Source organism: Nocardioides alcanivorans, from assembly GCF_021555175.1.
Classification (GTDB): Bacteria; Actinomycetota; Actinomycetes; order Propionibacteriales; family Nocardioidaceae; genus Nocardioides; species Nocardioides alcanivorans.
Genome location: NZ_JAKGRW010000034.1, coordinates 20492 through 45213, shown reverse-complemented (window position 1 = coordinate 45213; position 24722 = coordinate 20492). Strand labels below are relative to the sequence as shown.

General features: G+C 69.0%; 28 protein-coding genes and 3 pseudogenes. 11 read left to right on the top strand and 20 right to left on the bottom strand.

Features of this window, described 5'->3' with window-relative positions; translation table 11 throughout:
- Window positions 1-49: 49 nt before the first annotated feature.
- The 11 genes and pseudogenes from L1066_RS16735 to L1066_RS16680 form a co-directional block, all read right to left on the bottom strand.
- Window positions 50-2200, bottom strand: a complete 2151-nt coding sequence (locus L1066_RS16735) for a hydantoinase/oxoprolinase family protein (RefSeq protein ID WP_446499913.1) — start codon at window positions 2198-2200, stop codon at window positions 50-52.
- 127 nt (window positions 2201-2327) lie between these two features.
- Entirely contained in the window at window positions 2328-3053 is a 726-nt protein-coding gene (locus L1066_RS16725; protein ID WP_235737397.1) for an amidase family protein, read from the bottom strand.
- A pseudogene (locus L1066_RS27925) lies at window positions 3052-3483 on the bottom strand (amidase family protein); the annotation flags it as partial. The pseudogene L1066_RS27925 and the gene L1066_RS16725, both read right to left, overlap by 2 nt.
- Window positions 3480-3713, bottom strand: coding sequence for a hypothetical protein (locus tag L1066_RS16715; protein ID WP_235737395.1), 234 nt, complete (start codon window positions 3711-3713; stop codon window positions 3480-3482). The pseudogene L1066_RS27925 and the gene L1066_RS16715, both read right to left, overlap by 4 nt.
- Entirely contained in the window at window positions 3710-4366 is a 657-nt protein-coding gene (locus tag L1066_RS16710; protein WP_235737394.1) for an SRPBCC family protein, read from the bottom strand. The genes L1066_RS16715 and L1066_RS16710 overlap by 4 nt, the downstream gene beginning before the upstream one ends.
- A 10-nt stretch (window positions 4367-4376) precedes the next feature.
- The gene (gene cutA / locus L1066_RS16705) at window positions 4377-6563 is read right to left on the bottom strand and encodes an aerobic carbon-monoxide dehydrogenase large subunit (RefSeq protein WP_235737393.1); all 2187 of its coding nucleotides are present in this window, start codon (window positions 6561-6563) and stop codon (window positions 4377-4379) included.
- A 168-nt stretch (window positions 6564-6731) separates the two neighbouring features.
- Window positions 6732-7280: a (2Fe-2S)-binding protein gene (locus L1066_RS16700; protein ID WP_235737392.1), complete on the bottom strand. Its 549-nt coding sequence runs from the start codon at window positions 7278-7280 to the stop codon at window positions 6732-6734.
- Between the two features lie 10 nt (window positions 7281-7290).
- On the bottom strand, window positions 7291-7560 hold the full coding sequence (locus tag L1066_RS16695) for an FAD binding domain-containing protein (protein ID WP_235737391.1): 270 nt from the start codon (window positions 7558-7560) through the stop codon (window positions 7291-7293).
- Complete coding sequence (locus L1066_RS16690) at window positions 7488-8141, bottom strand: FAD binding domain-containing protein (RefSeq protein WP_235737390.1); 654 nt, start codon at window positions 8139-8141, stop codon at window positions 7488-7490. Before L1066_RS16690 ends, L1066_RS16695 begins: the two co-directional genes overlap by 73 nt.
- A 4-nt stretch (window positions 8142-8145) precedes the next feature.
- Window positions 8146-9537 carry a uracil-xanthine permease family protein gene (locus L1066_RS16685; protein WP_235737389.1) on the bottom strand — a complete coding sequence of 464 codons (1392 nt, stop codon included), beginning with the start codon at window positions 9535-9537 and terminating at the stop codon, window positions 8146-8148.
- A gap of 176 nt (window positions 9538-9713) precedes the next feature.
- Entirely contained in the window at window positions 9714-10967 is a 1254-nt protein-coding gene (locus tag L1066_RS16680; protein ID WP_235737388.1) for a PucR family transcriptional regulator, read from the bottom strand.
- Between the two features lie 81 nt (window positions 10968-11048).
- Between L1066_RS16680 and L1066_RS16675 the strand changes: the two genes are divergently transcribed.
- The 4 genes and pseudogenes from L1066_RS16675 to L1066_RS28815 all read left to right on the top strand — a co-directional run bounded on the left by L1066_RS16675 (window position 11049) and on the right by L1066_RS28815 (window position 14641).
- Window positions 11049-11765, top strand: a complete 717-nt coding sequence (locus tag L1066_RS16675) for an oxamate carbamoyltransferase subunit AllH family protein (RefSeq protein WP_235737387.1) — start codon at window positions 11049-11051, stop codon at window positions 11763-11765.
- A complete protein-coding gene (locus L1066_RS16670) occupies window positions 11762-12142 on the top strand; it encodes an AllF/FdrA family protein (protein WP_235737386.1) in 381 nt (126 codons plus the stop codon). The genes L1066_RS16675 and L1066_RS16670 overlap by 4 nt, the downstream gene beginning before the upstream one ends.
- A complete protein-coding gene (locus L1066_RS27920) occupies window positions 12139-13239 on the top strand; it encodes an AllF/FdrA family protein (protein WP_235737385.1) in 1101 nt (366 codons plus the stop codon). Before L1066_RS16670 ends, L1066_RS27920 begins: the two co-directional genes overlap by 4 nt.
- Window positions 13240-13253: 14 nt before the next feature.
- Window positions 13254-14641, top strand: a pseudogene (locus tag L1066_RS28815) (YlbE family protein).
- A gap of 86 nt (window positions 14642-14727) precedes the next feature.
- Here L1066_RS28815 and L1066_RS16655 read toward each other — a convergent pair.
- Window positions 14728-15330 carry a TetR/AcrR family transcriptional regulator gene (locus tag L1066_RS16655; RefSeq protein WP_235737383.1) on the bottom strand — a complete coding sequence of 201 codons (603 nt, stop codon included), beginning with the start codon at window positions 15328-15330 and terminating at the stop codon, window positions 14728-14730.
- A 187-nt stretch (window positions 15331-15517) separates the two neighbouring features.
- Between L1066_RS16655 and L1066_RS16650 the strand changes: the two genes are divergently transcribed.
- Window positions 15518-15949 (top strand): universal stress protein, encoded by a 432-nt coding sequence (locus L1066_RS16650; protein ID WP_235737382.1) that lies wholly within the window; start codon window positions 15518-15520, stop codon window positions 15947-15949.
- A gap of 38 nt (window positions 15950-15987) precedes the next feature.
- On the opposite strand, the pseudogene L1066_RS16645 reads toward L1066_RS16650, so the two are convergent.
- A pseudogene (locus tag L1066_RS16645) lies at window positions 15988-16691 on the bottom strand (inositol monophosphatase family protein).
- A gap of 123 nt (window positions 16692-16814) precedes the next feature.
- Window positions 16815-17576: an SDR family NAD(P)-dependent oxidoreductase gene (locus L1066_RS16640; RefSeq protein WP_235737381.1), complete on the bottom strand. Its 762-nt coding sequence runs from the start codon at window positions 17574-17576 to the stop codon at window positions 16815-16817.
- A gap of 167 nt (window positions 17577-17743) precedes the next feature.
- Here L1066_RS16640 and L1066_RS16635 point away from each other — a divergent pair, with 167 nt between their 5' ends.
- Window positions 17744-18820: an NAD(P)H-dependent amine dehydrogenase family protein gene (locus tag L1066_RS16635; RefSeq protein ID WP_235737380.1), complete on the top strand. Its 1077-nt coding sequence runs from the start codon at window positions 17744-17746 to the stop codon at window positions 18818-18820.
- Window positions 18821-18951: 131 nt separating this feature from the next.
- Here L1066_RS16635 and L1066_RS16630 read toward each other — a convergent pair whose 3' ends face one another.
- From L1066_RS16630 to L1066_RS16620, 3 genes are all read right to left on the bottom strand, one after another.
- Window positions 18952-19170 (bottom strand): amphi-Trp domain-containing protein, encoded by a 219-nt coding sequence (locus L1066_RS16630; protein ID WP_235737379.1) that lies wholly within the window; start codon window positions 19168-19170, stop codon window positions 18952-18954.
- A gap of 106 nt (window positions 19171-19276) precedes the next feature.
- Entirely contained in the window at window positions 19277-19594 is a 318-nt protein-coding gene (locus L1066_RS16625) for a Dabb family protein (protein WP_235737378.1), read from the bottom strand.
- Window positions 19595-19619: 25 nt separating this feature from the next.
- Complete coding sequence (locus L1066_RS16620) at window positions 19620-20363, bottom strand: maleate cis-trans isomerase family protein (RefSeq protein WP_235737377.1); 744 nt, start codon at window positions 20361-20363, stop codon at window positions 19620-19622.
- 193 nt (window positions 20364-20556) lie between these two features.
- Here L1066_RS16620 and L1066_RS16615 point away from each other — a divergent pair, with 193 nt between their 5' ends.
- Window positions 20557-20805, top strand: a complete 249-nt coding sequence (locus L1066_RS16615; protein ID WP_235737376.1) for a helix-turn-helix domain-containing protein — start codon at window positions 20557-20559, stop codon at window positions 20803-20805.
- Window positions 20806-20835: 30 nt separating this feature from the next.
- Here the strand turns inward: L1066_RS16615 and L1066_RS16610 are convergent, their stop codons facing one another.
- Window positions 20836-21579: an enoyl-CoA hydratase-related protein gene (locus L1066_RS16610; RefSeq protein ID WP_235737375.1), complete on the bottom strand. Its 744-nt coding sequence runs from the start codon at window positions 21577-21579 to the stop codon at window positions 20836-20838.
- A gap of 123 nt (window positions 21580-21702) precedes the next feature.
- Between L1066_RS16610 and L1066_RS16605 the strand changes: the two genes are divergently transcribed.
- Window positions 21703-22578: an NAD(P)H-dependent amine dehydrogenase family protein gene (locus L1066_RS16605; RefSeq protein WP_235737374.1), complete on the top strand. Its 876-nt coding sequence runs from the start codon at window positions 21703-21705 to the stop codon at window positions 22576-22578.
- Window positions 22575-22781 (top strand): hypothetical protein, encoded by a 207-nt coding sequence (locus tag L1066_RS16600; protein WP_235737373.1) that lies wholly within the window; start codon window positions 22575-22577, stop codon window positions 22779-22781. The genes L1066_RS16605 and L1066_RS16600 overlap by 4 nt, the downstream gene beginning before the upstream one ends.
- Window positions 22782-22823: 42 nt before the next feature.
- Here L1066_RS16600 and L1066_RS16595 read toward each other — a convergent pair whose 3' ends face one another.
- A complete protein-coding gene (locus L1066_RS16595; RefSeq protein ID WP_235737372.1) occupies window positions 22824-23339 on the bottom strand; it encodes an SRPBCC family protein in 516 nt (171 codons plus the stop codon).
- Window positions 23340-23409: 70 nt separating this feature from the next.
- Entirely contained in the window at window positions 23410-23667 is a 258-nt protein-coding gene (locus tag L1066_RS16590) for a hypothetical protein (protein ID WP_235737371.1), read from the bottom strand.
- Window positions 23668-23855: 188 nt separating this feature from the next.
- Here L1066_RS16590 and L1066_RS16585 point away from each other — a divergent pair, with 188 nt between their 5' ends.
- Window positions 23856-24236 carry a hypothetical protein gene (locus L1066_RS16585; RefSeq protein ID WP_235737370.1) on the top strand — a complete coding sequence of 127 codons (381 nt, stop codon included), beginning with the start codon at window positions 23856-23858 and terminating at the stop codon, window positions 24234-24236.
- Between the two features lie 26 nt (window positions 24237-24262).
- Window positions 24263-24595, top strand: coding sequence for an ANTAR domain-containing protein (locus L1066_RS16580; protein ID WP_235737369.1), 333 nt, complete (start codon window positions 24263-24265; stop codon window positions 24593-24595).
- Window positions 24596-24722 lie beyond the last annotated feature (127 nt).

Genomic DNA, 24722 nt, shown 5'->3' with positions numbered 1-24722 from the left:
GGGAAGTCCGTGGGGGCCCTCCGGCCCACCTGCTCCTGGGGAACCGCGCTCATCGGTCTGCCTTCCTGGTCACGATGATGTTGCCGAAGTCGTCGATCCGGGCAGCGAAGCCCGGGTGCAGCGGGACGGTCGAGCCGAACTCCTCGATGATGGCCGGGCCCTCGATCTCGGCGCCCGGCGCCAGGTCAGTACGCCACAGCAACGGCGTCTCGACATAGCCGTCCTCGGGGTCGAAGCACACCTTGCGGCTGCCCCGCGCGGCGTCCTGGCCGGTGGCCTCGATCCGCGCGATGTCGGGACGCTGGATCGGGCCGACGCCCGACACCCGGAGGTTGACCCACTCGACCTGCTGGGTCGCGTCGTTGGAGAAGTCGTAGCCGTAGAGCGCCCGGTGCTCGGCGTGGAAACGCTCGGCCACCTCGTCGAGTGCGGCCTTGTCGAGATCACCCTCGGGTACGGCGACCCGCACCTCGAACGCCTGGCCGAAGTAGCGCAGGTCGGCGGTGCGCACGAACGCGTGCTGCTCAGGCGCGAAGCCCTCCTTCTCGAGAGCGACCCGGGCCTGCTCGGTCAGGGTCTCCACGACCTCGGTGATCGCGGTCGCGTCGAGCTGTTCCTGGAGGCTCACGTGGGTCTGCACGTAGTCGTTCTTGACGTCGACGGTCAGCAGGCCGAAGGCCGACACGTTGCCGGGGTTGGGCGGCACCAGCACGGTGGGCACACCGAGGATGTCGACCAGTCGGCACAGCAGGAGGGAACCGGAGCCGCCGAAGGTGGTCAGCGCGAAGTCGCGCACGTCGAGACCCCGCTTGACCGTGACCTGGCGCAGTGCGTTGGCCTGGTTCCAGGCGGAGATCTCGAGGATGCCGACGGCGCACGCCTCCGGTGAGAGGTTGAGCTTCTCGGCCAGCGCCACGATGCCCTCGCGAGCGGCCCCGACGTCGAGCGGGATCTCCCCACCCAGCAGGTGGGGAGGGATCCGGCCGAGGAAGACGTGGGCGTCGGTGATGGTGACCTCGGTGCCGCCCTTGCCGTAGCAGATCGGGCCGGGGTCGGCACCTGCCGACTGCGGGCCGACCTTGAGGGTCCCCTCGGGCGACAGGTGCGCGATCGAGCCGCCGCCGGCACCGACGGTGACGACGTCGATCATCGGGATCTTGCTCGGGTAGACACCGACGGAGCCTTCGGTGGTGAGCGTGGGCTCGCCGTCGATGACCACGGACACGTCGGTCGACGTACCGCCACCGTCGCTGGTGAGGACCTTGTCGAAACCGGCGTTCTGGGCGATCAGGGCAGCCCCGAGCGCGCCGGCGGCCGGACCGGAGAGGACGGTGGTGATCGGCTGGTGCACGACCTCGTCGGCCGAGAGCACGCCGCCGTTGGACTTCATGACGTAGAAGGGGACCTGGCGACCCGCGCCCTCGGCGAGCCGCATCTTGATGTTGTTGACGTAGGCGCTCAGCCGCGGCTTCACGGCAGCGTCGACCAGCGTGGTCATGGCCCGCTCGTACTCGCGGTACTCGCGCAGCACCTCGCTGCTGACGGAGACGGTCGCGTCGGGGTGCTCCTCGGCGATGATCTCGCGCATCCGCTCCTCGTGGGAGGAGTTGGCGTAGGCGTGGAGGAAGCAGACGCCGAGGGTGTTGATGCCGCGATCGCGGAACCAGCGGGCAGCCTTGCGAGCCGCCTCCTCGTCGAGCGGGCGCACCTCGGCACCGGTGAAGTCGAGGCGACCGCCGACCCCCTTGACGAGGTCGCGGGGCACGATCCGGTCGGGCTTCACCCAGAAGTAGGAGTTGCCGTAGCCGTCGGGCACGCTCTGGCGGGCGATCTCGAGCATCGCTTCGTAGCCCTCGGTGGTGATGAAGCCGAGTGCGTCGACCTTGCCCTCGAGCAGCTGGTTGGTCGCCACCGTCGTGCCGTGGCTGACCGCGCCCACGTCGTCGTACGACGCTCCCTCCAGCAACCCGAGCACCTTGTCGATGCCGGCCAGGAAGCCGTCAGCCGGATTGCTCGGGGTGGAGGGGTCTTCGTCGTCACCTGACGGCCCGTCGCGTGGTCGAAGGCGACCACGTCGGTGAAGGTGCCACCGGTGTCGATGCCGATCCGGATCGCGCGGTCCGCTGTCGCCGCATCTGGAGTGCTCATGAGGACGATTCAACTCGGCCCACGTGTCGGCGACCACGGCAACTTCTGCCATTCAACTCGCGATTCTTGGGCAATGTTTGCGACGCTGTTGCGTGAGGTCCATCCGTTCACGGCGCGAGACCCCGGCGGCATCGTGAAACTGGGTGCTCAACCGCACACAAGTGTCGCCGCGGCGCGGGTCAGAGAGCGGTGAAGGCAGCCGCGATCTCCAGCAGGCGGCGGTCCGCTCCGTGCGGCGCCACGAGCTGCACGCCGACCGGCAGACCAGCTGGCGTGTGGCCGGCAGGCACCGAGATCGCCGGACATCCGGTGACGGTGATGGCCCAGGCCGAACGCATCCATGCCAGGTAGTCAGGCATCTCCTGCCCATTGATCGCGGTCGGGAACTCCTGCTCGACCGGGAAGGGCGGCACCTGCGACGTCGGCAGCAGCAGCACGTCGACGCCGCCGAAGAACTGCCGCATCTCCTCGCTCAACGCCGTGCGCTGGGTGTAGGCCCGCGCCACGTCGACCCCGGTCAGCGAGGCACCGGCACGGATGTTGTCGGCCAAGGACTGCTTGAAGTCATCAGGGCGCTGCGCCAGCAGGTCAGCGAACTTCGCATGGAAGTGCCAGGCCCGCAGGGTCCGGAACGTGTCGTCGGCCAGCGCCAGGTCGGGTGCCGCCTCGACGAGCTCGGCACCTGCCGCAGCGAGCCGCTCCGCGGCGCCGCGTACGACGGCACCCACCTCTGCGTCGACGACCAACGTGCCGCCGAGGTCGGGGGCGAACGCCACCCGAAGGCCGGCCAGCGAGGTCGCCAGGGTTCCCCGGCGGAGCGGCGAAGACAGTGCCGGGATCGCCCAGCGCCTGGGGCGCCCGCGGGTCCGGCCCAGCGAGCACCGAGAGCAGCAGCGCGAGGTCATCGACGTTCCGCGCCATCGGTCCACCGACCGAGGTGGTCTCCCACTGGTTGTAGAGCGGCCACTCGGGGACCCGGCCCAGGGAGGGCCGCAACCCCACGACGCCGCAGAAGGAGGCCGGATTGCGCAGGGAGCCACCCATGTCGGAACCGTCTGCCAGCGGCACCATGCCGGCAGCCAACGCACATGCAGCGCCGCCGCTCGACCCACCGGCCGAGTGCGTCGGCGCGACCGGGTTGCGGGTGACCCCGAAGACCTTGTTGAAGGTGTGGGAGCCGGCCGCGAACTGCGGCACGTTGGTCTTGCCGACGAAGACGGCGCCGGCGTTGCGGATGCGCTCGACCAGCAGGTCGTCGCCGTCGGCGACATGGTCGACGTGGGTCGGCGAGCCGTAGGTCGTGGGCCAGCCCCCGAGCCGATGCGTGTCCTTCACGGCGAAGGGCAGCCCGTGCAACGGACCGACCTCCTCCCCGCAGCCAACGCCTCGTCGGCAGCCAGGGCAGCGGCACGAGCCCGTTCCTCGTCCAGGGACACGATCGCGTTGAGTTCCCCGTTGCGCTCGGCGACACGCGTCAGGTGGAGCTCCAGCAGCTCTCGTGCAGAGATCTCACGGGACCGAACGGCCGCGGTCATCTCCCGCGCGGTCGAGTCGGGGGTGATCATCGACGACGACCGAAGATCCCGCCGACCACGACGCCCACCAGCACCAGACCTGCACCGAGCACGACCCCCTTGACGAAGTCGTCCGGGGAGCCGGTGCCACGGGCTGCGACGGGGGCGGTGAAGACAGCACCCGCTGCCGGGGCGGCGCCCGGCTCGGCGACGGCTGCCGGCGCACCGGCAGGTGCCGTAGCGGCAGCCGCGGCAGCAGGTACGGCACCCGAGAGCACCTTGTCGACGTTGCCGAAGAACTCGCCGGCCATCCGGCGGCTGACCGAGGTCAGCATCCGCTGCCCGACGCCGCCGATCATGCCGCCCACGACGGCGTCGGCCTCGTACCTGATGGTGGTGGTGCCGTCACCGTTGTCTGCGAAGGCCACGTCGACAACCGCACCGATCGTGCCGGGCGCGCCGGCTCCGTCGAGCTTCATCTTGAGGGACTGCTGGTCGACGAGGTCGCTCATGACGCAGGTGCCGGCGTACGTGCCCTTGATGGAGGCCACGCCAGCGGTGACGGTCATCGCGTAGGCGTTCTCGCCCGTCGCCTCGAGACGCTCGCAGCCGGGGATGGTCTGCACGAGCACCGCCGGGTCGAGCAGCGCCTGCCAGGCCTTCTCGACGCTGGCGTTCAGGACGTTCTGTCCGGTGAATTTCATCAGGGGCTCCTCAGGAGTGCTGGAGACGGAGCTCGAAGAGCTCGGACGGGGAGATCGGCATGGCAGTGATCGGGATGCCCTCCGCATCCTCGATCGCGGCCGCGAAGACCGCGGACGCGGGGATGACCCCGGCTTCGCCGGCACCCTTGATGCCCAAGGGGTTCAGCGGTGAGGGCGTCTCCTGGTGGTCGATGGCGATGTGTGCGGGGATCTCGGTGACGAAGGGCATCAGGAAGTCCATGAAGGATGCGTTGAGGAGCTGACCGGAGTCGTCGTAGGCCATCCGCTCGTAGAGCGCGCCTCCGATGCCCTGGGCCACGCCACCGTGGATCTGACCCTCGACGATCATCGGGTTGATCACGTTGCCGCAGTCGTGGACGACGGCGTACTGCAGGATCGTGATCTCCGCAGTGTCGGGGTCCGTCTCCACGATGGCCGCATGCATTCCCGATGCGAAGGTGGAACGAGACGGTGAATAGAAGTCCTTGCCCTCCAGCCCCGGCTCGTCGTCCTCGGCGACCGGCGGCTTGCCGGGGTCCCCCACGGAGAACTGGGTCGCCCGCTTGGAGGCCTCGTCGAAGGCATAGCGCAACGGGTTCGAGAGCACTGCCACGGTGCCGAGGTCGATGGAGGCATCGGTGCCCTTCACGCTGACGACACCGTCGGCGATCTCGAGGTCCGACTCGTCGACCTCCAGCGCCTCGGCGGCGATCCGCAGTGCCTTCTCCTTGGCCCGCAACGCGGCCAGGTGGATCGCGGACCCGCTCATCACGGCGGCCCGCGACGCGAAGGTGCCCACGGCATAGGGCATCTTGCGCGTGTCGCCCGTGGTGATCTCGACGTCCTCGAAACGGACGCCGAGGGTGTCGGCCACGATCTGTGCGAACGACGTCTGGTGTCCCTGCCCCTGGGTGGTCAGGCCGGTCGCGACCTTCACCTTGCCTGAGGTCTCGATGTGCACGTGCGCGCCCTCGTAGGGGCCGGCGCCGGTGCCTTCGACGTAGCAGGCCAGACCGATGCCCACCTTGCGTCCCTGGGCTGCCATCTCGGCCTTGTAGGCGGGGAAGCCGTCCCAGTCGATGAGCACCTTGAGCTTCTCGAGCAGCGCAGGGTAGTCACCGGAGTCGTACTCCAGTGCTCGGCCGTCCTGGAAGATGATCCCCTGGTCGTAGGGGAACTCGTCGGGTTGGATGAAGTTGGCCTGCCGCACCTCGACACGGTCCAGGCCGAGCTCCTTGGCGATGGCATCGATCGTGCGCTCCATGACGAAACAACCCTGCGGCCGTCCAGCGCCGCGATAGGGCGTCACGATGACGGTGTTGGTGTAGAGCGAGTCATAGACCACCCGATAGACCTCGGGCTTGTAGGGCCCGAGCAACTGGGTGGAGGCCACGATCGGCACGATCAGGCCGTAGGGCACGTAGGCACCGTTGTCGTGCCAGAAGCGTACGTCGAGGGCGATGATGCGCCCGTCGTCGTCGTAGCCGACCTCGACGTGGTGCTGCTGCGCGCGTTCATGGGCCGAGGAGATGAAGTGCTCGCGACGGTCCTCGGTGAACTTCACCGGCGCACCGAGCGTCTTCGCGGCCAGCGGCACGAGGAGCTCCTCGGGCCACGGGTGGTTGATCTTCACCCCGAAGCCGCCACCCACGTCGGGGGTGATCACGTCGACGTTGGCCAGGTCGATGCCCAGCTTGGCGGAGACGCAGCCACGCACACCGGTGGAGGTCTGCGTCGAGGTCCACACGGTCAGCCGCGAGCTGGCCGGGTCCCAGCGAGCCACGACCCCGCGTCCCTCCATGGGCATGCAGGCGCTGCGTTCGATGTCCCAGTCGAGGGACAGCCGGTGTGGTGAGCGCGCCAGCGCTGCTTCGACGTCTCCGGTGTTCTGCTCCGAGCGGGCAGCGATGTTGCCCGGTACGTCGTCGTGCACCAGTCGCTCCGCCTTGCGGGCCGCGTCGATCCCCACCACGGCGGGCAACGGCTCGTAGCTGACCCGGATCCGATCGAGCGCGTCCTCGGCGATGTAGCGGTCGGTGGCCACCACGAAGGCAACCGCCTCACCGACGTAGTTGACCTCGTCCTTGGCCAACGCATACTGCGTGCGGCCGTGGGTGAGGGTCGGGTGAGGGATGAGCAGCGGCAACGGCTCGGCCATCGGGCCGGTGAGGTCGTCGTAGGTCCAGACAGCCTGCACCCCTCGAGGTCGAGAACCGCGTCGACGTCGATGTCGAGAACCCTGGCGTGTGCATGCGGCGAGCGGAGCACCGCGGCGTGCAGGAGTCGCGGGTCGTCAACGAGGAGATCGTCGGAGTACTGGCCACGGCCGCGGAGGAACCGTTGGTCCTCGACGCGCGCCACCTTCTCACCGAACATCTTGCCGGTCATGCCTGCTCCTCCCCGCCGCGTCGTCGCTCTCGGCACCGTCGGCACGTTCACGTTGGATCTCGGCGGCCCGCAACACCGACTTCACGATGTTGGTGTAGCCGGTGCACCGGCAGAGGTTGCCGGCAATCATGTCGCGGGCGTCGTCCTCGGTGGGGTCGGGGTTGGTCTCGATCCCAGCAGAGATGGTGGTCAGGAAGCCGGGCGTGCAGAAGCCGCACTGCAGCCCGTGGCACTCCCGAAATGCCTGCTGCACCGGGGAGAGTGAGTCGTCTGCCTCGGTGAGGCCCTCGACGGTGGTGATCTCCGCACCCTCGGCGGAGACGGCGAACATCAGGCACGATCGCATCGGTACGCCGTCGACGAGCACCGTGCAGGCCCCGCAGACCCCGTGCTCACACCCCACGTGGGTGCCGGTCAGTCCGCAGTCGTGGCGCAGTGCATCGGAGAGCAGGCGCCTGGCCGGCACCCGGATCTGCTGCACGCCGGCGTTCACCCGGAGTTGGACGTCGTGCAGTTCCTCACTCATGGAGCCTTCCTCATACACGTCCGGCAGTGGCGCCGGACCGGGTCATGGCAACCGCGCGCTCGAGCACTCGCGGAGCGAGTACCCGCACCAGGTGGGTGCGGAAGGCGGCGGTGGCGTGGATGTCTTCTGCCGGCTCGAGCTGCCCCAGGGCGGCCTCGGCCGGGTCGTCCAGTGCGTCGGTGACGTCGACGACGACGGGAATGTCGCTCACCGACACGAAGCCCAGGCGCGCGGAGGTGATCCGATCACCTTCGGAGGTGACCGCGGCGCCGACACCCACCAAGGCGTAGTCGCCATGGCGGCGGGCGATCTCCTCGAAGGCCACGCCTCCCCGGCCGGAAGCGCGGGGAAGAAGACCTCCACGGCGATCTCGTCATGCTCGAGCGTGGATTCCAGCGGCCCGAGGAAGAGGTCGGCGGCGGCGATGGTTCGGCGACCACGCACCGACACCACGTCGACCGACCCACCGAGGAGGCAGAGCACCATCGGCATCTCGGCCGCCGCATCGGCGTGCACGATCGAGCCGAGCGTGGTGCCCCGGTTGCGGATCGTGGCATGGGCGACGTTGGAGAGGGCTTCCGCCAGGAGCGGCTGCACCTCTCGCGCCGCCTCGGAGCCGAGCACGTCGGCGTGTCGGGCGAGTGCCCCCACCCGGACCCCGGTCACGTCGGCAGTGACGTGACCGAGATCCGGCAGGCGGTTGATGTCGATCAGGGTCTCGGGTGCCGCGATTCTCATGGAGAGCAGCGGCACCAGGCTCTGCCCGCCCGCGAGCACCTTGGCTCCCGGCTCCTCGGCGAGGAGACGTGTGGCCTCGTCGAGGGTGGTGGGTCGCCGGTAGGCGAATGGGGCGGGCTTCACCGGATCACTCCTTGTGCGAGAGGGCTTCGGTGACCTGTCCGGCTCCGGAGCCGCGACGACGGTTCACCAGGTGGAAGTAGGCGATCACCATGATGGTGCCGAGGGCGATGCCCTCCAGCGTGAAGTCGTCGGTGAAGACGAGGGAGACGCCACCGACACCAGCGATGATGCCGCCGGCCAGGCCGACCATGTTGACGGGATCACCGAAGTCGACACGGTTCTCCACCCAGATCTTGGCGCCGACGAGGCCGATCATGCCGTAGAGCACGACCGTGATGCCGCCGAGCACACCACCCGGGGTGGCGTTGACCACCTCACCGAACTTCGGACACAGGCCGAGGATGATCGCCACGAACGCAGCGACGTAGTAGGCCGCCGTCGAGTAGACCTTGGTCGCACTCATGACGCCGATGTTCTCGGCGTAGGTCGTGGTCGGCGAGCCACCGAAGGAGCTGGCAAGCGCGGTCGCGAAGCCGTCAGCACCGATCGCCCGGCCCATGTAGGGGTCGAGGTCCTCGCCGGTCATCTCTGCGACGGCCTTGACGTGGCCGGTGTTCTCCGCGATCAACGCGATCACACCGGGCAGCACGACGAGGATGAAGCTGAGCGAGAACGACGGTGCGTGGACCACGTCGACGCCGTCCGCCAGCTGACCCGACGGCAGGCCGAACCAGTCGGCGGTCTTCACGGCTGCCCAGGAGACGCGGTCGTGGTCGAAGGCCTGCGACACCCCGTTCTCATCGACGTTCTGGCCCGACACCACGGAGTTGATCTGTCCGAAGACCTTGTCGGAGAAGAACGACAGCAGGTAGCCGAAGATCAGCGAGAGAAAGACTGCGATCCGGGACCAGAAGCCCGGCAACACCACGGCGGCGAAGACCATGAAGGTCGCCGTGATCAACGCGATCCACTGATCCTGTGGCCAGTAGACACCGGCCACGACAGGGGCGAGGTTGAAGCCGATGAGCATGACGACCGCGCCGGTGACTGCCGGTGGCAGCAGCGCGTGCAGGAAGCGAGCTCCCGCGAAGTGGATGAGGACGCCGACGACCATGAGCACCAGGCCACCGACCAGGATCGCGCCGGTCACCTCGGCGGAGTCGCCGCCTTGGGCACGGATCGCGGCGACACTCGCCACGAAGGCTGCGCTGGTGCCGAGGTAGCTGGGCACCTTGTTGCTCGTGATGAGCAGGAAGATGATCGTGCAGATACCGGAGAAGAGGATCGCCAGGTTGGCGTCCAACCCCATGATGAGCGGGAACACGAAGGTGGCGCCGAACATGGCGACGACGTGCTGGGCGCCCAGCCCCGCCGTCTTCCCCCACGGCAGGCGCTGGTGAGGCAGGACCGGCGTACCCGGCTCTGGGTCGACTTCGACCCACTTGAACATGGACATGTGGCTGACCCTCCATCTTGGGTGGCTGATTGCCCCGAGACTCCACAAACTAGTGGCTCACCTCACAGGGCCTCACTGGCAAAGTCTGCCCAACGGGAGCGACAAGTGCTGGCAATCATGCCCAGCGGGTCGGTTACCCCTTCATCCGGTTGTCACTCTGCCGTCATGAAGGTGGCTCATTCAGCGATCTCGAGCACCCGCAACGCCACGGCGACGTCCAGCCGGAGGTGGGGATCCGTGGCCAGCGGCCCCAGCAGGCGCTGCAACTTGCCCACCCGATAGCGCATCGTGTTGTAGTGGAAGAACTGGGCTCGCGCCGCCTCCGCGACGTTGAAGTTGGTGTCCAGCAGCACCCGAAGGGTCTCGCGCAGGTCGGCCGCCTCCGGCGTACGTTCCGCCAGCGGACCGAGCACGTCCTTGGCATAGGCCGACAGCTCCGCGGGGTCCGGCACCAACGCCAGCAGCCGGTGCAGACCGAGCTGGTCGAAGTAGGTGGTCGAGGCGCCGCCGCGCACCCGACGCCCGATCTCCACTGCTCGCCGGGCCTGCTTGTAGGCCTCGGGCAGTTGCGCCATGGTCGGCGCAACTCGGCTCACCCCGACGGAGAACGGCAGTCGGCCGCCGCCGCGGTCACCGTGCACTCCCTTGGCCGCCCGCAGCACCACCGACCGCCCCGAGGGCGTCTCCTCGATGTCGGCGACCGGGAGGAGGGTGACGACCTCGGAGGAGAAGTCGACCGCCGGGATCTGCTGGTCGATCCCGCGACAGACCTGTCGCCAGGCATTGGCGAACCGAGCCTGGAAGTTGCGGCGCCGCTCGCTCGAGGGGTGCTCCCCTTCCAACCCCTCGGGGTCGAGCTCGGCCACGCAGACGACCACCGGTCGATCCAGGTTCCAGCCGAAGGCCTCGGCATGCTCGGAGATGTATCCCAGATCGTCGGCACGGCGCAGGAAGAGCTCGCGCAGGAAGTCGCCGCGGTACTTGTTCTCGACCGCGGTGATCGCCTCCTCCCTGGTGATCAGCAGCGCGGCGACGATCGCGGCACGCTCCAGGGCCTGGACGTCGGCATCGGCGATCGGACCCGTCGGGTCGTAGGCGAGCAGCCGGGCAAGGTCGACGCCGGCCGCCCCCACCCCGAAGTGACGGATCTGGCCGACCCCCACCTGGCTGCCGTCGGAACGCAGTCGCTCCACCCGGATCCGCCCGGTCGGGTCCACGAGCTCGGCGTCGATGAGCACCTCGCGGGTCTCGAGGCTCAGGTGCGCGGCCTGCTCCCGACCGTCAGGGGTGGTGAAGCAGACCTCGCACTCCAGGGTCCGGGCCACCTCCGCCGCGATCTGCTCGAGATCGCCGCCCTCAAGCACCAGGTGGGTGAGGGCTTGATGGAGCTGATCGGCGCGGGCCAGCGTGCGGAGCGCCTCATCCTTCATCAACTCTTGCTCCCCTCGGGCCAATCCTTTGTGGTTACCTGCCATGGGGTGAGTGTGGCACGAGACACTAGCGTCGACAGCGTGATCCCGGTTTCTGCACCTCTCCGCCTGCGAGAGCGGCTGCGCGCAGCAGCAGACGGACCGCGGCCGGTGGTGCACCGCGGCCCGCAGGCGGTGTACGTCGATCTCGACGGCCACGTCGCCGGTGTCGTGTCTGCCGGGGCCACCCGCGTGCCCTGTGCCGCGTGGAGCTCGGCTCGTGACCTGCCGGCCGTCGGCATCACCGGCGAGCATGCCGAACTCCGCTCCGGGAGACTCCTCATCGACGGTCGCGAGCTCCGCGTCGCGCGCCTGACGGACCCTCGAGTCCGCCCCGATGCCCGGCTGCGCCCGAGCAGCCACCGATTCACCCCGGAACTCCTCGCCCGCCTCCTCGGACGCGGGGAGGGGCTCACCCCCTATGCCGACGACGTCGTCTGTGGCTGGCTGGTGGCCCGGCATGCGGCCGGAGCGCCGGATGCCGAGGTGAGCAACGCCGTACGCACGCTGGCGCACCGCACGACCCCGCTGTCGGCCACCCTCCTGGACTGCGCCGCCCGGGGAGAGTCGTTCCCCGAGCTGACCGACTGGCTGCGCGCTCGATCCGGCGCCGACGAACCCGTTGCGCGGGCGGCCCTGATCGCTGTCGGCGCCAGTTCCGGAACCGGGATGCTTGCCGGCGCCGAGCTCGCCCTCGAGCCCCCTGGACCCCTCGAACCCCCAACCGCCGAACCCGTCCACGAATGGAGTGTTGCGTGAGAGACCACGTCGAGATCCGCACCGGTGCCTATGCCGACTCGGTGACGTTGCTCCAAGTGAGCCGGACGGTGCAGGACGCCCCGGGCGTGACCGCCGCCCAGGTCGCGATGGGCACCGAGCTCAACCTCGAGGTGCTCGAGCGCATGGGCTTCACCATCCCCGAGGGCACCGGCCCCGTCGACATGCTGGTCGCGTTGCGACTCGACGACGACGCCGACCTCGACGCCGCCCTTCGGGCCGTCGACGCCGCCCTGGCACCGCGCCGCCAGTCGGCGCAGGACACCACACTGGCGCCACCGCGCACCACGGGCAGCGCGCTCGACCGGGTCGGCGACGACACCGTCGTACTCGTCTCCACCCCGGCGCCCACGCCGTGATCGAGGCGGTCGACGCGGTCGAGCGCGGCCACGACGTGATGATCTTCAGCGACAACGTGCCCCTCGAGCAGGAGGTGGCACTCAAGGAGCTCGCCACGCAGCTCGGCCGGCTGGTCATGGGTCCTGACTGCGGCACCGCGCTCGTCGACGGCATCGGTCTCGGGTTCACCAACACCACCCGGCCCGGCCGGATCGGCATCGTCGCCGCGTCGGGCACCGGCAGCCAGCAACTGCTCACCCTCCTCCACCACGCGGGCGAGCAGCTCGACGGCGTCGGGGTCACCTGGGCGCTCGGCGTCGGGGGTCGCGACCTCTCCTCCACGGTGGCCGGCCGCTCCACTCGCGAAGCCATGCGTCGCCTCGACGCCGATCCGGACGTCGACCTCCTGCTCGTGCTCTCGAAACCGCCGGCCGCTGAGGTCGCCCGCAGCCTCGAGGAGTACGCCGCCACGCTCGCAACGCCTGTCGAGTTCGGCCTGCTCGGGCCCGGTCAGCGCGATCTGACCGCAGTGGCCGAGGCAGCGTTGGAGCGCCTCGGCCACGCCGCTCCGACCTGGCCGGTCGACGGCTCCGACAACACCGGCGCAGCCACCGGTGACCTGCTGCGCGGCCTCTTCGTCGGCGGCACGCTGTGCGACGAGGCGATGCTGGTGGCCGGCGAGACACTCGGCCCGATCCGTTCCAACATCCCGCTCTCGCCGGAGCTCGCCCTGGGTGCCGACCTCACGGCCGAGACCCACACGATGATCGACTTCGGCGACGATGCCCTGACCCAGGGGCGCGCCCACCCGATGATCGACCCGACCCTCCGCCTCGAGCAGTTGGAGCGCGCCGCTGCCGACCCGCGCACCGGCGTACTCCTGCTCGACCTCGTGCTCGGTCACGGTGCTGAGCCCGACCCTGCGTCGCGCCTGGCCCCGGCGATCGCTGCCGCCCGTGGCCAACGCGAGATCCCGGTCATCGTGGCGCTGCTCGGCACCGATCTCGACCCCCAGGACCTTGCCGCCCAGCGGGCCCAGCTCGTGGCAGCCGGCGCCGAGGTCCACCTGTCCAACGCAGCTGCGACCCGCCGGGCCGTTGCCCTGCTGGCTCGCTGAGGAAGGAAGCAGACATGACCAACGTCGTCTCTGTCGGCGCCGACATGTTCGCCGACGCGGTAGCTGCCCAGGCCGTCGAGGTCGAGCGCGTCGACTGGCGCCCGCCGATGCCGGGCACCGAGTCCGACCTCGCCGTCATCGCCACCGACCCACGTCGCATCGAGGCCAACAAGCAAGCAGTCGCTGCCGCCCTGGGGGTGACCGCGCACCTGGTCGACGTCGCTCCGGCATCCGAACTGCTCGGTCTGGAACCGGGTCAGTTCCTGCACGCCGGACCGCCCCTCGCCTGGGAGCGTGCCTCAGGACCGATGCGCGGAGCGCTCATGGGCGGAGCGGCGCTGGAAGGGTTGGTCGACGATCCCGAGGACGCCGCCGCGCGCTTCGCCGACGGCACCTTCTCGCTCGAGCCCTGCCACCACCGCGACGCCGTCGGCCCGATGGCCGGCGTGGTCACCCCGTCGATGTATCTGTGGGTGCTCGAGGACCTGCAGACCGGCCGGCGTACCTACTGTTCCCTCAACGAGGGCCTCGGCAAGGTCCTTCGGTACGGCGCCTACTCGCCCGAGGTGCTGACCCGCCTGCGCTGGATGTCACGGGTGCTCGGGCCGGTGCTCCAGGCGGCGGTGCGCAAGGTGCGCGACGCCGAGGGGCCGGTCGACGTGACGGGCATCCTCACCCAGATGCTGCAGATGGGCGACGAGGCGCACAACCGCAACCGCGCCGGCACGTTGATGCTGCTGCGCGACCTCTCCCCGCGATGGTCTCCGGCTCGGCCGCACCTGAGGACCTCGCCGAAGTGCTGCGCTTCATCGGTGGCAACGACCACTTCTTCCTCAACCTGGCGATGCCCGCCTGCAAGCTGTCACTCGACGCCGCCCGCGACATCCCCGGAGCCACCATGGTGGTGGCGATGGCCCGCAACGGCACCGACTTCGGCATCCAGGTCTCCGGCACCGGCAACCAGTGGTTCACTGGCCCGGCCCAGGTCGCCGAGGGCCTCTTCCTCGGTGACTACGGCCCCGACGACGCCAATCCCGACATCGGCGACAGCGCCATCACCGAGACCGCCGGCATCGGAGGCTTCGCCATGGCAACGGCCCCGGCGATCGTGCGCCTGGTCGGCGGCACCGTCCCCGACGCCCTCGCCACCACCCGGCGGATGCACGAGATCACGCTGGGCGAGAACCCCCGCTGGTCGGTACCCGTGCTGGAGTTCCAGGGCGTGCCCACCGGGATCGACGTCTCGTTGGTCTGCCGTACCGGAATCCTGCCGCAGATCAACACCGGCATGGCCGGCGCCGTCGCCGGCACCGGTCAGGTCGGCGCTGGCCTCGTCACGCCGCCGGCCGAGATCTTCCCCGCTGCCCTGCACGCTCTCGCTGCCCGGGTTCCCACCCGCTGATCGGGTTCCCCGCTGAACGGTCGCACCTGCGCCGCTTCAGCGGGGTGCCGGCGCGAGTGACCTGCGATCTCGCGGCGCCGCGGGTGCTACTTCGCGGGTTCGGTCTGCCCCACCAAGGCGGCGACGACGAGTTCGGTGAGCTCGTCGAGCAGCGTGTCGTCGCGGTTGACCAGGTAGCCGAGCGTGAGGCCGTCGGTCATCGTGGTGACCATCCGGGCGAGTACGTCGGTGGGTACCTTCCAGCGTGCACCGGTGCGGTCCGCGATCCGAAGGATCAAGGACTCGATGAAGCTCTGGTAGGCCGCATACTGCGCGGTGGCGATGGCATTCAGTTCCGGGGTGCGCAGGGAGTAGAGGGACAGCTCGATCATCCCCTGCTCACGGGCCGGATCAGCCTTGAGCAGGTCGACGTAGGCCCGGATCGTGGAGCGCACCAGCGGTTCGAGCTCGGCCGGCCCCTCGACGTCGACGTCCGCCTCTGCTGCGACATAACCGTCGACCACGCGGCGCACCACCGCCTCGAGGAGCTCGTCGCGCGAGGTGAACGCGTAGTGGAAGCTCGCGAGTGACATGCCGGCCTCGGCGACGATCGCGCGGGTGGTGGCGGCGTGCACACCGTCGCGTTCGATCACTGCGAGCGCCGCGACGACGAGCGCTTCGCGTCGATCGGTCACCGACATCCTGGGCATGCCCTCACCTCTCCCGTGTCCACCAGACCTCTCGATGATCGTCCCACAAACGAGGGGCCCGGCCGGGTGCGGTCCCGTACTGGTGGGTCACTTGTTCAGGTGGCGGCTGGCGGGAGTACGAGCACGATCCGCACGACTCGCGATAGGTTCACGCCAAACCATCGGGATGACCCAGTTGGAGGGGACCATGACAAAGACCATCGTCTGTGGCGTCGACGGAAGTGAAACCGCAGCATCTGCGGCCCGCACCGCTGCCGAACTGGCACTCGGGCTCGGCGCGCACCTGCACCTGGTGTCCGCCTTCGGCAAGCTGAAGGCCGAGACGATCGAGATCGGTTCCGACCGGATGCTGCTGAGCAACGAGCAGGAGGCCGAGAGCACGGCCCGGCAGGTCGAGATCGACCTGCGGCGCGACTTCCCTGCCCTCGATGTCTCCTCCGGGCCGGCCGAGGGCCAGCCCGGCGAGGCGCTCGTCAACGTGGCCACCACACGCGATGCGAGCATCATCGTGGTCGGCAACAAGCGGGTCCAGGGCATCGCCCGGGTGCTGGGCAGCGTCGCTCGCGACGTCGTCACGCAGGCTCCCTGCGACGTCTACGTCGCGCACACCCACGCCTGACCCCAGGCCACAGCTGACCCCGTCGTACGCCGGCGGGGTCAGTTCGTCTCCCCGACCAGCCTCTCGACCACTCCGGCGACGGCGCTCGGCCGTCCGGTGACGTGCCAGCGGAAGCCGTCGACCTCGACGACCTCGGCGGCGCCCCCGGCACCCCGGACCAGGGCCGCACCTGCGTGCCAGTCCCACGGTGGGGTCGAGTGCTGGAACCAGACCCCCAACCGCCCCAGCGCGACGTCGACCATCTCCATGGAGCCGGAGCCGAACGTGCGCAGCGTCGCGGCGCCGCGTGCCGCGCGCAGCCAGGCGTGCCGCACCGCGTCCTCGTCGATCCAGCCCGGGTGGAGATAGGTGGCCGCACCGACCTCGTGGAGCGGTAGGTCCTCCATGCGGGGCACCGGCACACCGTTGGCGGTCGTCGGCAGGTCGGGACCACCCACCCACACCCGCCCGCTCGCTGCATGGGCGACCGCGCCGACCACGACCTCGTCGCCGTCGAGCAGCGCCACTGCCGAGCACCAGTGGTGCAGCCGGTTGGCGAAGTTGTAGGTGCCGTCGACCGGGTCGATCACCCAACGCCGTCCCGACGTACCGGCTCGGGAGGCGCCCTCCTCCCCAGCACCCCGTCGTCGGGGCGGTGCTTGGCCAGCTGCTCGACGACGAAGGCCTCCGCGGCACGGTCGGCATCGGTCACGAGGTCGGAGATCGATGACTTGTGGTGCACCGCCACACCCTCGCCCCGCATGTTGCGGGCCAGGAGTGCGGCCTCGGTGACCAGGTGCGCTGCGAGCGTCGCGTCGTCCACACCGTCAGCCTAGTGGCGGGCGTGCGGCCCCCAGCCCCGCCCTGGGACAGCACCTGCTGGTGGTCACATCACCCGGGTCTGCGCGCCGTCCACCACCAGCGACGTCCCACTGACGTAGCCCGCCTCATCGCTGGCCGCCCAGGTCACGACTCGGGCGACGTCCTCCGCCGTGCCCTTGCGGCCGGCAGGGATCACCCGCAGCACCTCGTCGCCGATCGGCACGTCGGTCTGGGTCATGCTCGTGTCGATCACGCCCGGGTGGATCGCCAGCACCCGGATGTCGTGTTCCCCCAGCTCGCCGGCGAGGGCATAGGTCAGCAACCGGACCGCGCCCTTGCTCGTCGAGTAGACGCTGAATCCGGGACCGCCCTGGATGCCCGCGATCGAGGCCATGTTGATGATGACTCCGCCTCGGCCGGCCGCAACCATCGCCGAGGCGGCGTACTTGGCTCCGAAGTAGGTGCCCTTGACGTTGATGTCCATCATCCGGTCGTAGGTCTCCTCCTCGGCCGTGAGCAGCGGCGTGTGGGAGAAGATGCCGGCGTTGTTGACCATGATGTCGATGCCACCGAACTGCTCCGCGGCCGCAACGGCCGCCTCCAGGTCGCCCAGGCGAGTCACGTCGGTCCTCACGAAGACGGCCTGCCCACCCAGCGCACGAACCGCGTCCACCGTCGACTCGCCACCTTCGCGCGGGGTCTCGGTGATGTCGGCGACCACCACCGCCGTGGCCCCCGCCTCGGTGAACGAGAGGGCGAACTGGCGCCCCATCCCGCTCGCGGCTCCGGTGATGACGGCGACCTTGCCTTCGAGGCTCGTGGGCACGTGTGACTCCTTGTTGCTCTCGTCCGATCGGGCGACTCCCGTGCCGGCACCGTAGTGGCGCGCTCGGCCACGGTTCTGCACGGGAGCAGCCCAGTGGGACCCACGATGACCTAAACTGATTCTTAATTCATATTTTGTTTTCCATCGTCGACCGCCAGGGAGCCACCATGACCATCCGCGTGATCCAGTGGGCAACGGGTTCGATCGGCCGGGTCGCGCTGCGGCACGTGATCGACAACCCCGAGCTCGAACTCGTCGGCCTGAAGGTGCACAGTCCCACCAAGGTGGGGCGTGACGCGGGTGAGATCGTGAAGCGCCCGCCGACCGGCGTGCTTGGCACCGACAGCGTCGAGGAGATCGAGGCGCTCGAAGCGGACGTGGTGCTCCACCTGCCCCTCAACGGCGACTCGCCCGACCAGCACACCGATGACCTCGAGCGACTGCTGCGCTCCGGCAAGAACGTCATCACCACGGTCGGCTTCACCTATCCGCAGGCCGTCGACCGCGCCCGAGCGGCTCGGTTGGAGAAGGCCGCCCGCGACGGCGGGGTGACGCTCTTCGGCACCGGCATGAACCCCGGTTTCATGGCCGAACGCCTCGGCGTCCTCCTCACCGGCATGTGCACCCAGGTCAACGGCCTCAGCGTGCAGGAGACCTACGACTGCACCCCGGTCGCCTCGCCCGGGTTCATCTACGATCTCTGCGGCTTCGGCGTGAGCGAGCAGGACTACTGGGACGCCGCCGACGGCCGCCGCAGCTTCTTCGCCAGCCTCTTCGGCGAGACCCTCGGCTACCTCATCGACACCTTGCAGCTGCCCGTCGATCGGATCCAAGAGGAGCACCGCGCGGTCGTCGCGGAGACCGAGGTGAACACCGCGGCCGGCCCGATTCCCGCCGGCACCGTGCGCGGTGTCGTGTGGCAGTGGCACGCCATGAACGGCGACGCGGCAGCCATCACGGTGCGCATGGTGTGGTTCACCGGCGAGCCCGAGGAAGGATGGAAGGACGGGTGGCAGATCCGCATCGACGGCGCCCCTCGCGTGCACATGGACCTCGAGTGGCTCGACCCGATCGGCCTGCCCGAGAAGTCGAAGGCCGTGCAGTTCGCCACCGCTGGGCCCGTCGTCCGGGCCATCCCGGAGGTGGTTGCCGCACCGCCGGGCATCCTCGTCCCGCCCACGTGGGCGACGTACCGCGGCCCGGGCGCACCCGACCTCTCCACGCTGCTGCCGATCCGCTCATGACCACGAGAGTCGACTCCGGGCATCGATCCTGACGTCAGGCTGCCGCGCGGAGGGAAGTCGGCGGCGGCACCCGCACACCCTCGACGAGGTTGGGCGCGCCCTCGACGGTCAGGAGCGCGATCTCGGCAAGGTCACCAGCTGAGTTCGATCTCCAGCTCGTTCTCCTCGCCGATCTCCACCTCGACCTTGAGCTTGACCTGGTCGGGCACGTCGATGGTGACGCGGTTGCCGTTGCGCACGAACTCGACCTCGTTGTGCCGCGCCAAGGCGTCGGCCAGGGCGTGCAGGCGCTTGGCCGCCTCCTCACGACTCACGGTCACGGTGTCGTCGGTCTCGAACAGCTCGCCCACGGTGTCTCCTCTGTCAGCTGGGATGTGTGTCGACAACGTAGCGATCTCCGCAAGCCGAGAGCGCCCCCATCCCCACCGAGAGCGCGCGAATCGTGGCCGAGAGCGCTCAGACGCCGGCGCTGCGTACGTCGGCGTCGTCGTACTGGACGAATGCCTTGGAGCCCAGCACCGGGCCGATGTGCGTGGAGATCACCGAGACATGGGCTGGGTGGGTCTTGTAACCCTGCCATGCCTCCTGGGACACGAAGCGCATGTGGAAGCGCAGGGTGGCATTGCCGTCGGCGAGCCCGGCGTCGCGCACCACATGTGCCTCGACGAGCCCATCGACCTGGTCGGGCAGTGCGAGCAGCCCGCTCAGGATCGCCTCGATCTGGGCGTCGCCGGCTTCGGGCACGAGCGTGAGGTGACCAACGTGGTTGAACATCCGTTGTCTCTTTCTCTCAGGTGGGTCAGTGGAGTTCGAGCAGCGAGCCATGACCGGCCAGCCGGTCGTCGATCCCGTTGACCCGGAAGGCGTGCCACATCGTGGCGAGGTTGATCGCGATCACCGGCTTGCCGAGCTCCTTCTCGAGCTCGGCCGCCACGGCGATGCACTCCAGGTTGGTACCGCACTGGATCAGCGCATCGACGTCCGGACCGTCGACCGCGAGGAACGCCTCGCGGAGGGTCTGCGGGGTCTCGTCAGCGATGGAGGTGGCCGACTCCGAACAGAGGCCCTTGATCGCAGCCACGTCGTGACCGAGCTCGGTGAAGTAAGCGACCACCTGCTCGTCTCCCACCGGCTGGTACGGCGTGACGATGCCGATGCGCTGGGCACCGAAGGCCTTCAACGCCTCGCCTGCCGCAGTTGCTCCGGTGGTGACCTCGAGCCCGGTCAGGTCACGCACGCCTTGCTCGAACGCTGCATTGCCCTTCACTCCGCCCCAGAAGGTCTCCGCGGACATGCCCATCACGATGTAGTCGGGCTTGCAGGTCATCACGACCTCCAACGCGTCCGGCAGCGCCTCGTTGAGACACTCCCGAAAGGCACCGAAGGCATCGGCCGAGTCGAGGGCCGGCGCCTTGATCATGATCCGACCCGTGTGCCAGGAGCAGTCCTGCGGCCGGAGGTGGTGGAACTCGCGCTCCACCGACGTGTTGGTGGAGGGCAGGACCAGGGCGAACTTGCGACCCTTGACCAACGCACTGCTCATCCGGACTCCTTGGGATAGCGAGGCGACACCATCGAACGATGAAGTGTAGATCATATATCCCAAACCGTTCCGGTGTCACTCGGTGAAGGGATCAGCCCCGTAGCGCCGACCAGAAGATCCCCGGCAGAGCCGACCAGCGCGGTCGCGCCGCGAAGGCAGTCAGCCGCTTCCCCGTCGCACGCTGCTGCACCGGATGGTCCGCCGCGAGATCGGCCCCCTCATGGGCGACGACAAGTTCCTCACCCAACTGCGGGAGACCGTGCTGGCCCATCTCACGAATCGGATGAACGTCGAAGCTGCCGCGGCCCAACTCTTCGTGCACAAGAACACCGTGCGATACAGACTGGCGCGGGCCGAGGAGCTCCTCGGGCACCCCCTTGCCGACCGTGCCGCCACCCTCGAGCTCGCCCTGCGCCACGTCTCGCTCTTCGGCTCCCCGTAGTCCAACCACCGGCCGAGGCGCGAGCCGGGCTCAGCCCCACTGCGGCAGCCGCTTCTCCAAGAAGGCAGTGACCCCCTCATGTCGATCCGGCGAGCCGGCGATCTCGCCGTCGGCAGAGCGAGTCAACTCCCATCCGCGCACCTCCCGCTCAGCAGCCTCCGTCGCGATCGCGCCGAGCGAGATGGCCACCGCATCGGGGCTGTTGACCACGATCCGCGCAGCGAGGTCAAGCGCCCCCTGCAGTGCGCCGCCAGCTTCGGTGAGCACGTTGACGAAGCCGACGTCGTGAGCGCGCTCGGCGCCGATCGGGTCCCCGGTCACGAGCATCTCGGTGGCCACGTTCACCGGCAGCCGGCCGGGGCCACGGAAGAGCGCGCCGGTGTTGGCGACCAACCCCCGTTTGACCTCGGGAGCACCGAACCGGGCGTCGCGAGCAGCCACGACCAGATCACTGGCGAGGACGCACTCGAAGCCACCACCGAAGGCAAACCCCTCCACGGCGGCGATCAGCGGCGTACGTCGCACCCGCGCCAGGAACCCGTAGGGTCCGCCCTCCGTCGCGGGTGGTGCGGTCGAGGTCAGATCGGTCCCCGCACAGAAGTAGTCGGGACCGCCGGTGAGTACGACGGCCCGCACGTTGCGCTCGGACTCGATCGCGTCGAATGCAGCGGACAGTTCCTCGGCCAGCGCCTGGTCGATCGCGTTGCGACGTTCGGGGCGGTGCAGGGTGAGGATGCGGACGTGGTCACGGTCGACGATGCGCAGTGAGCTCATGGGTGCACACGCTATGCGGAGCCGAACGGCGGTCGTGGGCGCGCCCGACCAGCAGCACCGGTGCAGCAAGTGGATCGTTCGCAGCTCTAGAACACGTTCCACTCATGTGACTAGGATCACGCCATGATCTCCACGATTGTCTGGGGCACCGGAAACGTCGGCCGCGCCGCCATCCGTGCCGTCGTCGCCCATCCCGCCCTGACCCTGTCGGCGGTCGTCGTCGCCAATCCCGACAAGGTCGGACGTGACGCCGGCGAACTCGCCGAACTCGACACCCACCTCGGCGTCGCCGCCACCGACGATGTCGACGCCGTGCTGGCCGCTCGCCCGGGAGCGGTCGTCTATGCCGCTTCGGGGGAGATCCGACCGGACGAGGCGCTCGCCGACATCAACCGCGCGATCCGGGGTGGCGCCGTCGTCGTGACGCCGTCCCTCTACGCGCTCTACGACCAGCGCAACGCCCCGCCGGAAGTCCGCGATCCGGTGCTGAAGGCGATCGCTGAGGGAGGCGGCTCACTGTTCGTCTCCGGCATCGATCCCGGGTGGGGCAACGACGTTCTCCCGCTGATGATCAGCGGCCTCGGCACCACGGTCGACGTCATCCGCTGCCAGGAGATCTTCGACTACAGCACCTACGACCAGCCCGACTCGGTCCGTTACCTGGTCGGCATGGGTGAGCCGATGAGCTACGACCCGCCGATGACCGCGCCGACCGTCCCGACGATGGTCTGGGGCGGGCAGATCCGGCTGATGGCTCGGGCCCTCGGTGCCGAACTCGACGAGATCCGCGAGACGGTGGACCGTCGCCCGCTTGAGAAGACCGTCAGCACCAAGTCGATGGGTGACTTCGAGGCCGGCACTCAGGGAGCGGTGCGTTTCGAGGTGCAGGGCATCGTCGACGGCGAGCCTCGCATCGTCGTCGAGCACGTCACCCGGATCCACCCTCCTGCGCGCCCGACTGGCCGACCCCACCGGACGGCGACGGCGCCCACCGGGTGATCATCGAGGGCGACCCACGCATCGAGGTCAACATCGAGGCAACGGACCACGTGGGCAACCGTTCCGGCGGCGGGAACGCCACGGCGGTGGGTCGTCTGGTGAGCGCCATCGACTGGCTGGTCGATGCCGCCCCCGGGCTGTACGACGCCCTCGACGTGCCCATGCGCCCTGCGGTCGGCAAGCTCGGCCAGAAGCCCGCTTGACGATCCGTGTGAGGGGACGGCAAGACCGCTGCCCGAGGGCGGTCAGCCCCGCCGGCGTCGCGCCACCGTGCGGGCAAGGATGCCGAGGGTGCCCTTGAGGTGCTGCTCGGAGATGACCGGGAAGATCGCCTTCCACTCAGCAAGCGCTGTCGACCAGTCGTAGTAGCTGGTGACGAGCGTCCGGGCGCTGCCGTCCTCCGCGGGTTCGATCGCGGTCAGGCGGTAGCCGTAACGATGACCGATCGGCGGCTTCACCGTGCCGACGATGCTCCAGGCGATCTCGTGCCCCGGTTCGAGCACCTCGATGACCACCTCGACGTCGTACTCCCCCATCGGGACGTCACCCAGCGCCTCGCGGTCCATGTGTACGACGAACGAGTCGCCCACCGCACTCACCGTGTCGCCCGTCGCAGCCATCAACATCCCCGAGGCGTCGATGTCGACATGGCCCCAGGGATCGGCCAACACCGCGAAGATCTCCTCAGGTGCAGCCGGGACCACCCGGTCGACGGCGATGCGTTCGTCAGCGTGCTCGTTCGGGCCGTCAGTCTCTGCCATCGGGCCAGAATAGATCAGGCGTCACGGATCGGTCGTCCCTCGCAGGCACCCGGAGGCGTCGGTGCATCGCTCACTCAGGAGCCGTGCCAGTGGCCGCCTGCTCCACGTGGCCGAGCGCCTCCAGCGACTCGCGGCAACGGGCGTCTCGCTCCGGATCCCTGCCCAGGGCAGAGGCGAGAATCGCCACCACCTGGTCGCGGCGACGCCGCTCGGCCTCCCGTGGGATCATCCTCAGGCCGGGCTCGACAGTCGCATCGCCGATGGCGAGGGGCCGCGCCGGCTCTCGCACCTGACGGAGATCGCGGGGAAACGAGTCGGGAACGTTCATCGAAGACCCCATCAGCAGACCAGTCGCACGACTTCGTGCGACGGCTGTGGGCCCAACCGACAACGTCAACGTAGTCTCGGCTCCCCGGTTGCGCAAACGACGAGACGAGCAGTCAGGTCGTCCGGCCCGAGATGCGACGGCGGCGTAACCTAGCGACGACCACAGACTCTGCAGGGATGGAGGCAGGCATGGTTTCGGCTGAGCAACAGGCATCTGTTCACGACAACGTCAAGCCCTTCAGCGTCCTGCAGACACTGCTTCTCGCCACCGAAGGTATCGAGGGGTTCCTCCGGGAACTGGCGATGGCCACGACCGACCTGATCGATGAGTCGATGTCGTGCGGGATCACGACCGAAGACCAAGGTGTGCCCCTCACCGTCGCATCGAGCGACGACCGCGCGAGCGCGTTGGACGACGCGCAGTACAGGCTCGATGAGGGACCCTGCTTGCACGCAATGCGTGCGGCGGAAGTCGTCGACCTCGCGGAGATCGGGGCTGCGGCCCGCTGGCCGGCGTTCTTGGCCGAGGCCCGCCGACAGGGACTCAGGTCGTCACTGAGCCTCCCCTGATCGTCAAGGGCAGATCGATAGGGGCGATGAACTTCTACAGCTTCGATGCCCCGCACGACTTCACGGACTCGACCCGCAGCCTGGCTGAACTGCTCGCCGCACAAGCGGCGACCGCATTGTTTCTGGCCATCCGACAGATCCGCAGCGACGAGACAGCCGCGCAGTTGGAGCGTGCGCTCACCTTCCGGTCGGTCATCGACCAAGCGATCGGCATCGTGATGGGGCAGCAGCGATGCGGACCCGAGGAAGCCTTCGCACTGCTGCGCGCCCACTCACAGAACAACAACAAGAAGTTGCGGACGGTCGCCGAGGATCTGGTCACCCGTACCGGCACACGACGTACCGCAGCGGAGGGCTGACGGTCCAGCGCACAGGTCCGGCGAAGGCCTGCGGAAGCACCTGCCGCACAGGGGCGGGGGTCTCGTTCGAGTCGGTGCGAGATCCGTATAACCTGTGCCGAAGGTTGGGAAGACAGCCTGCATCCTC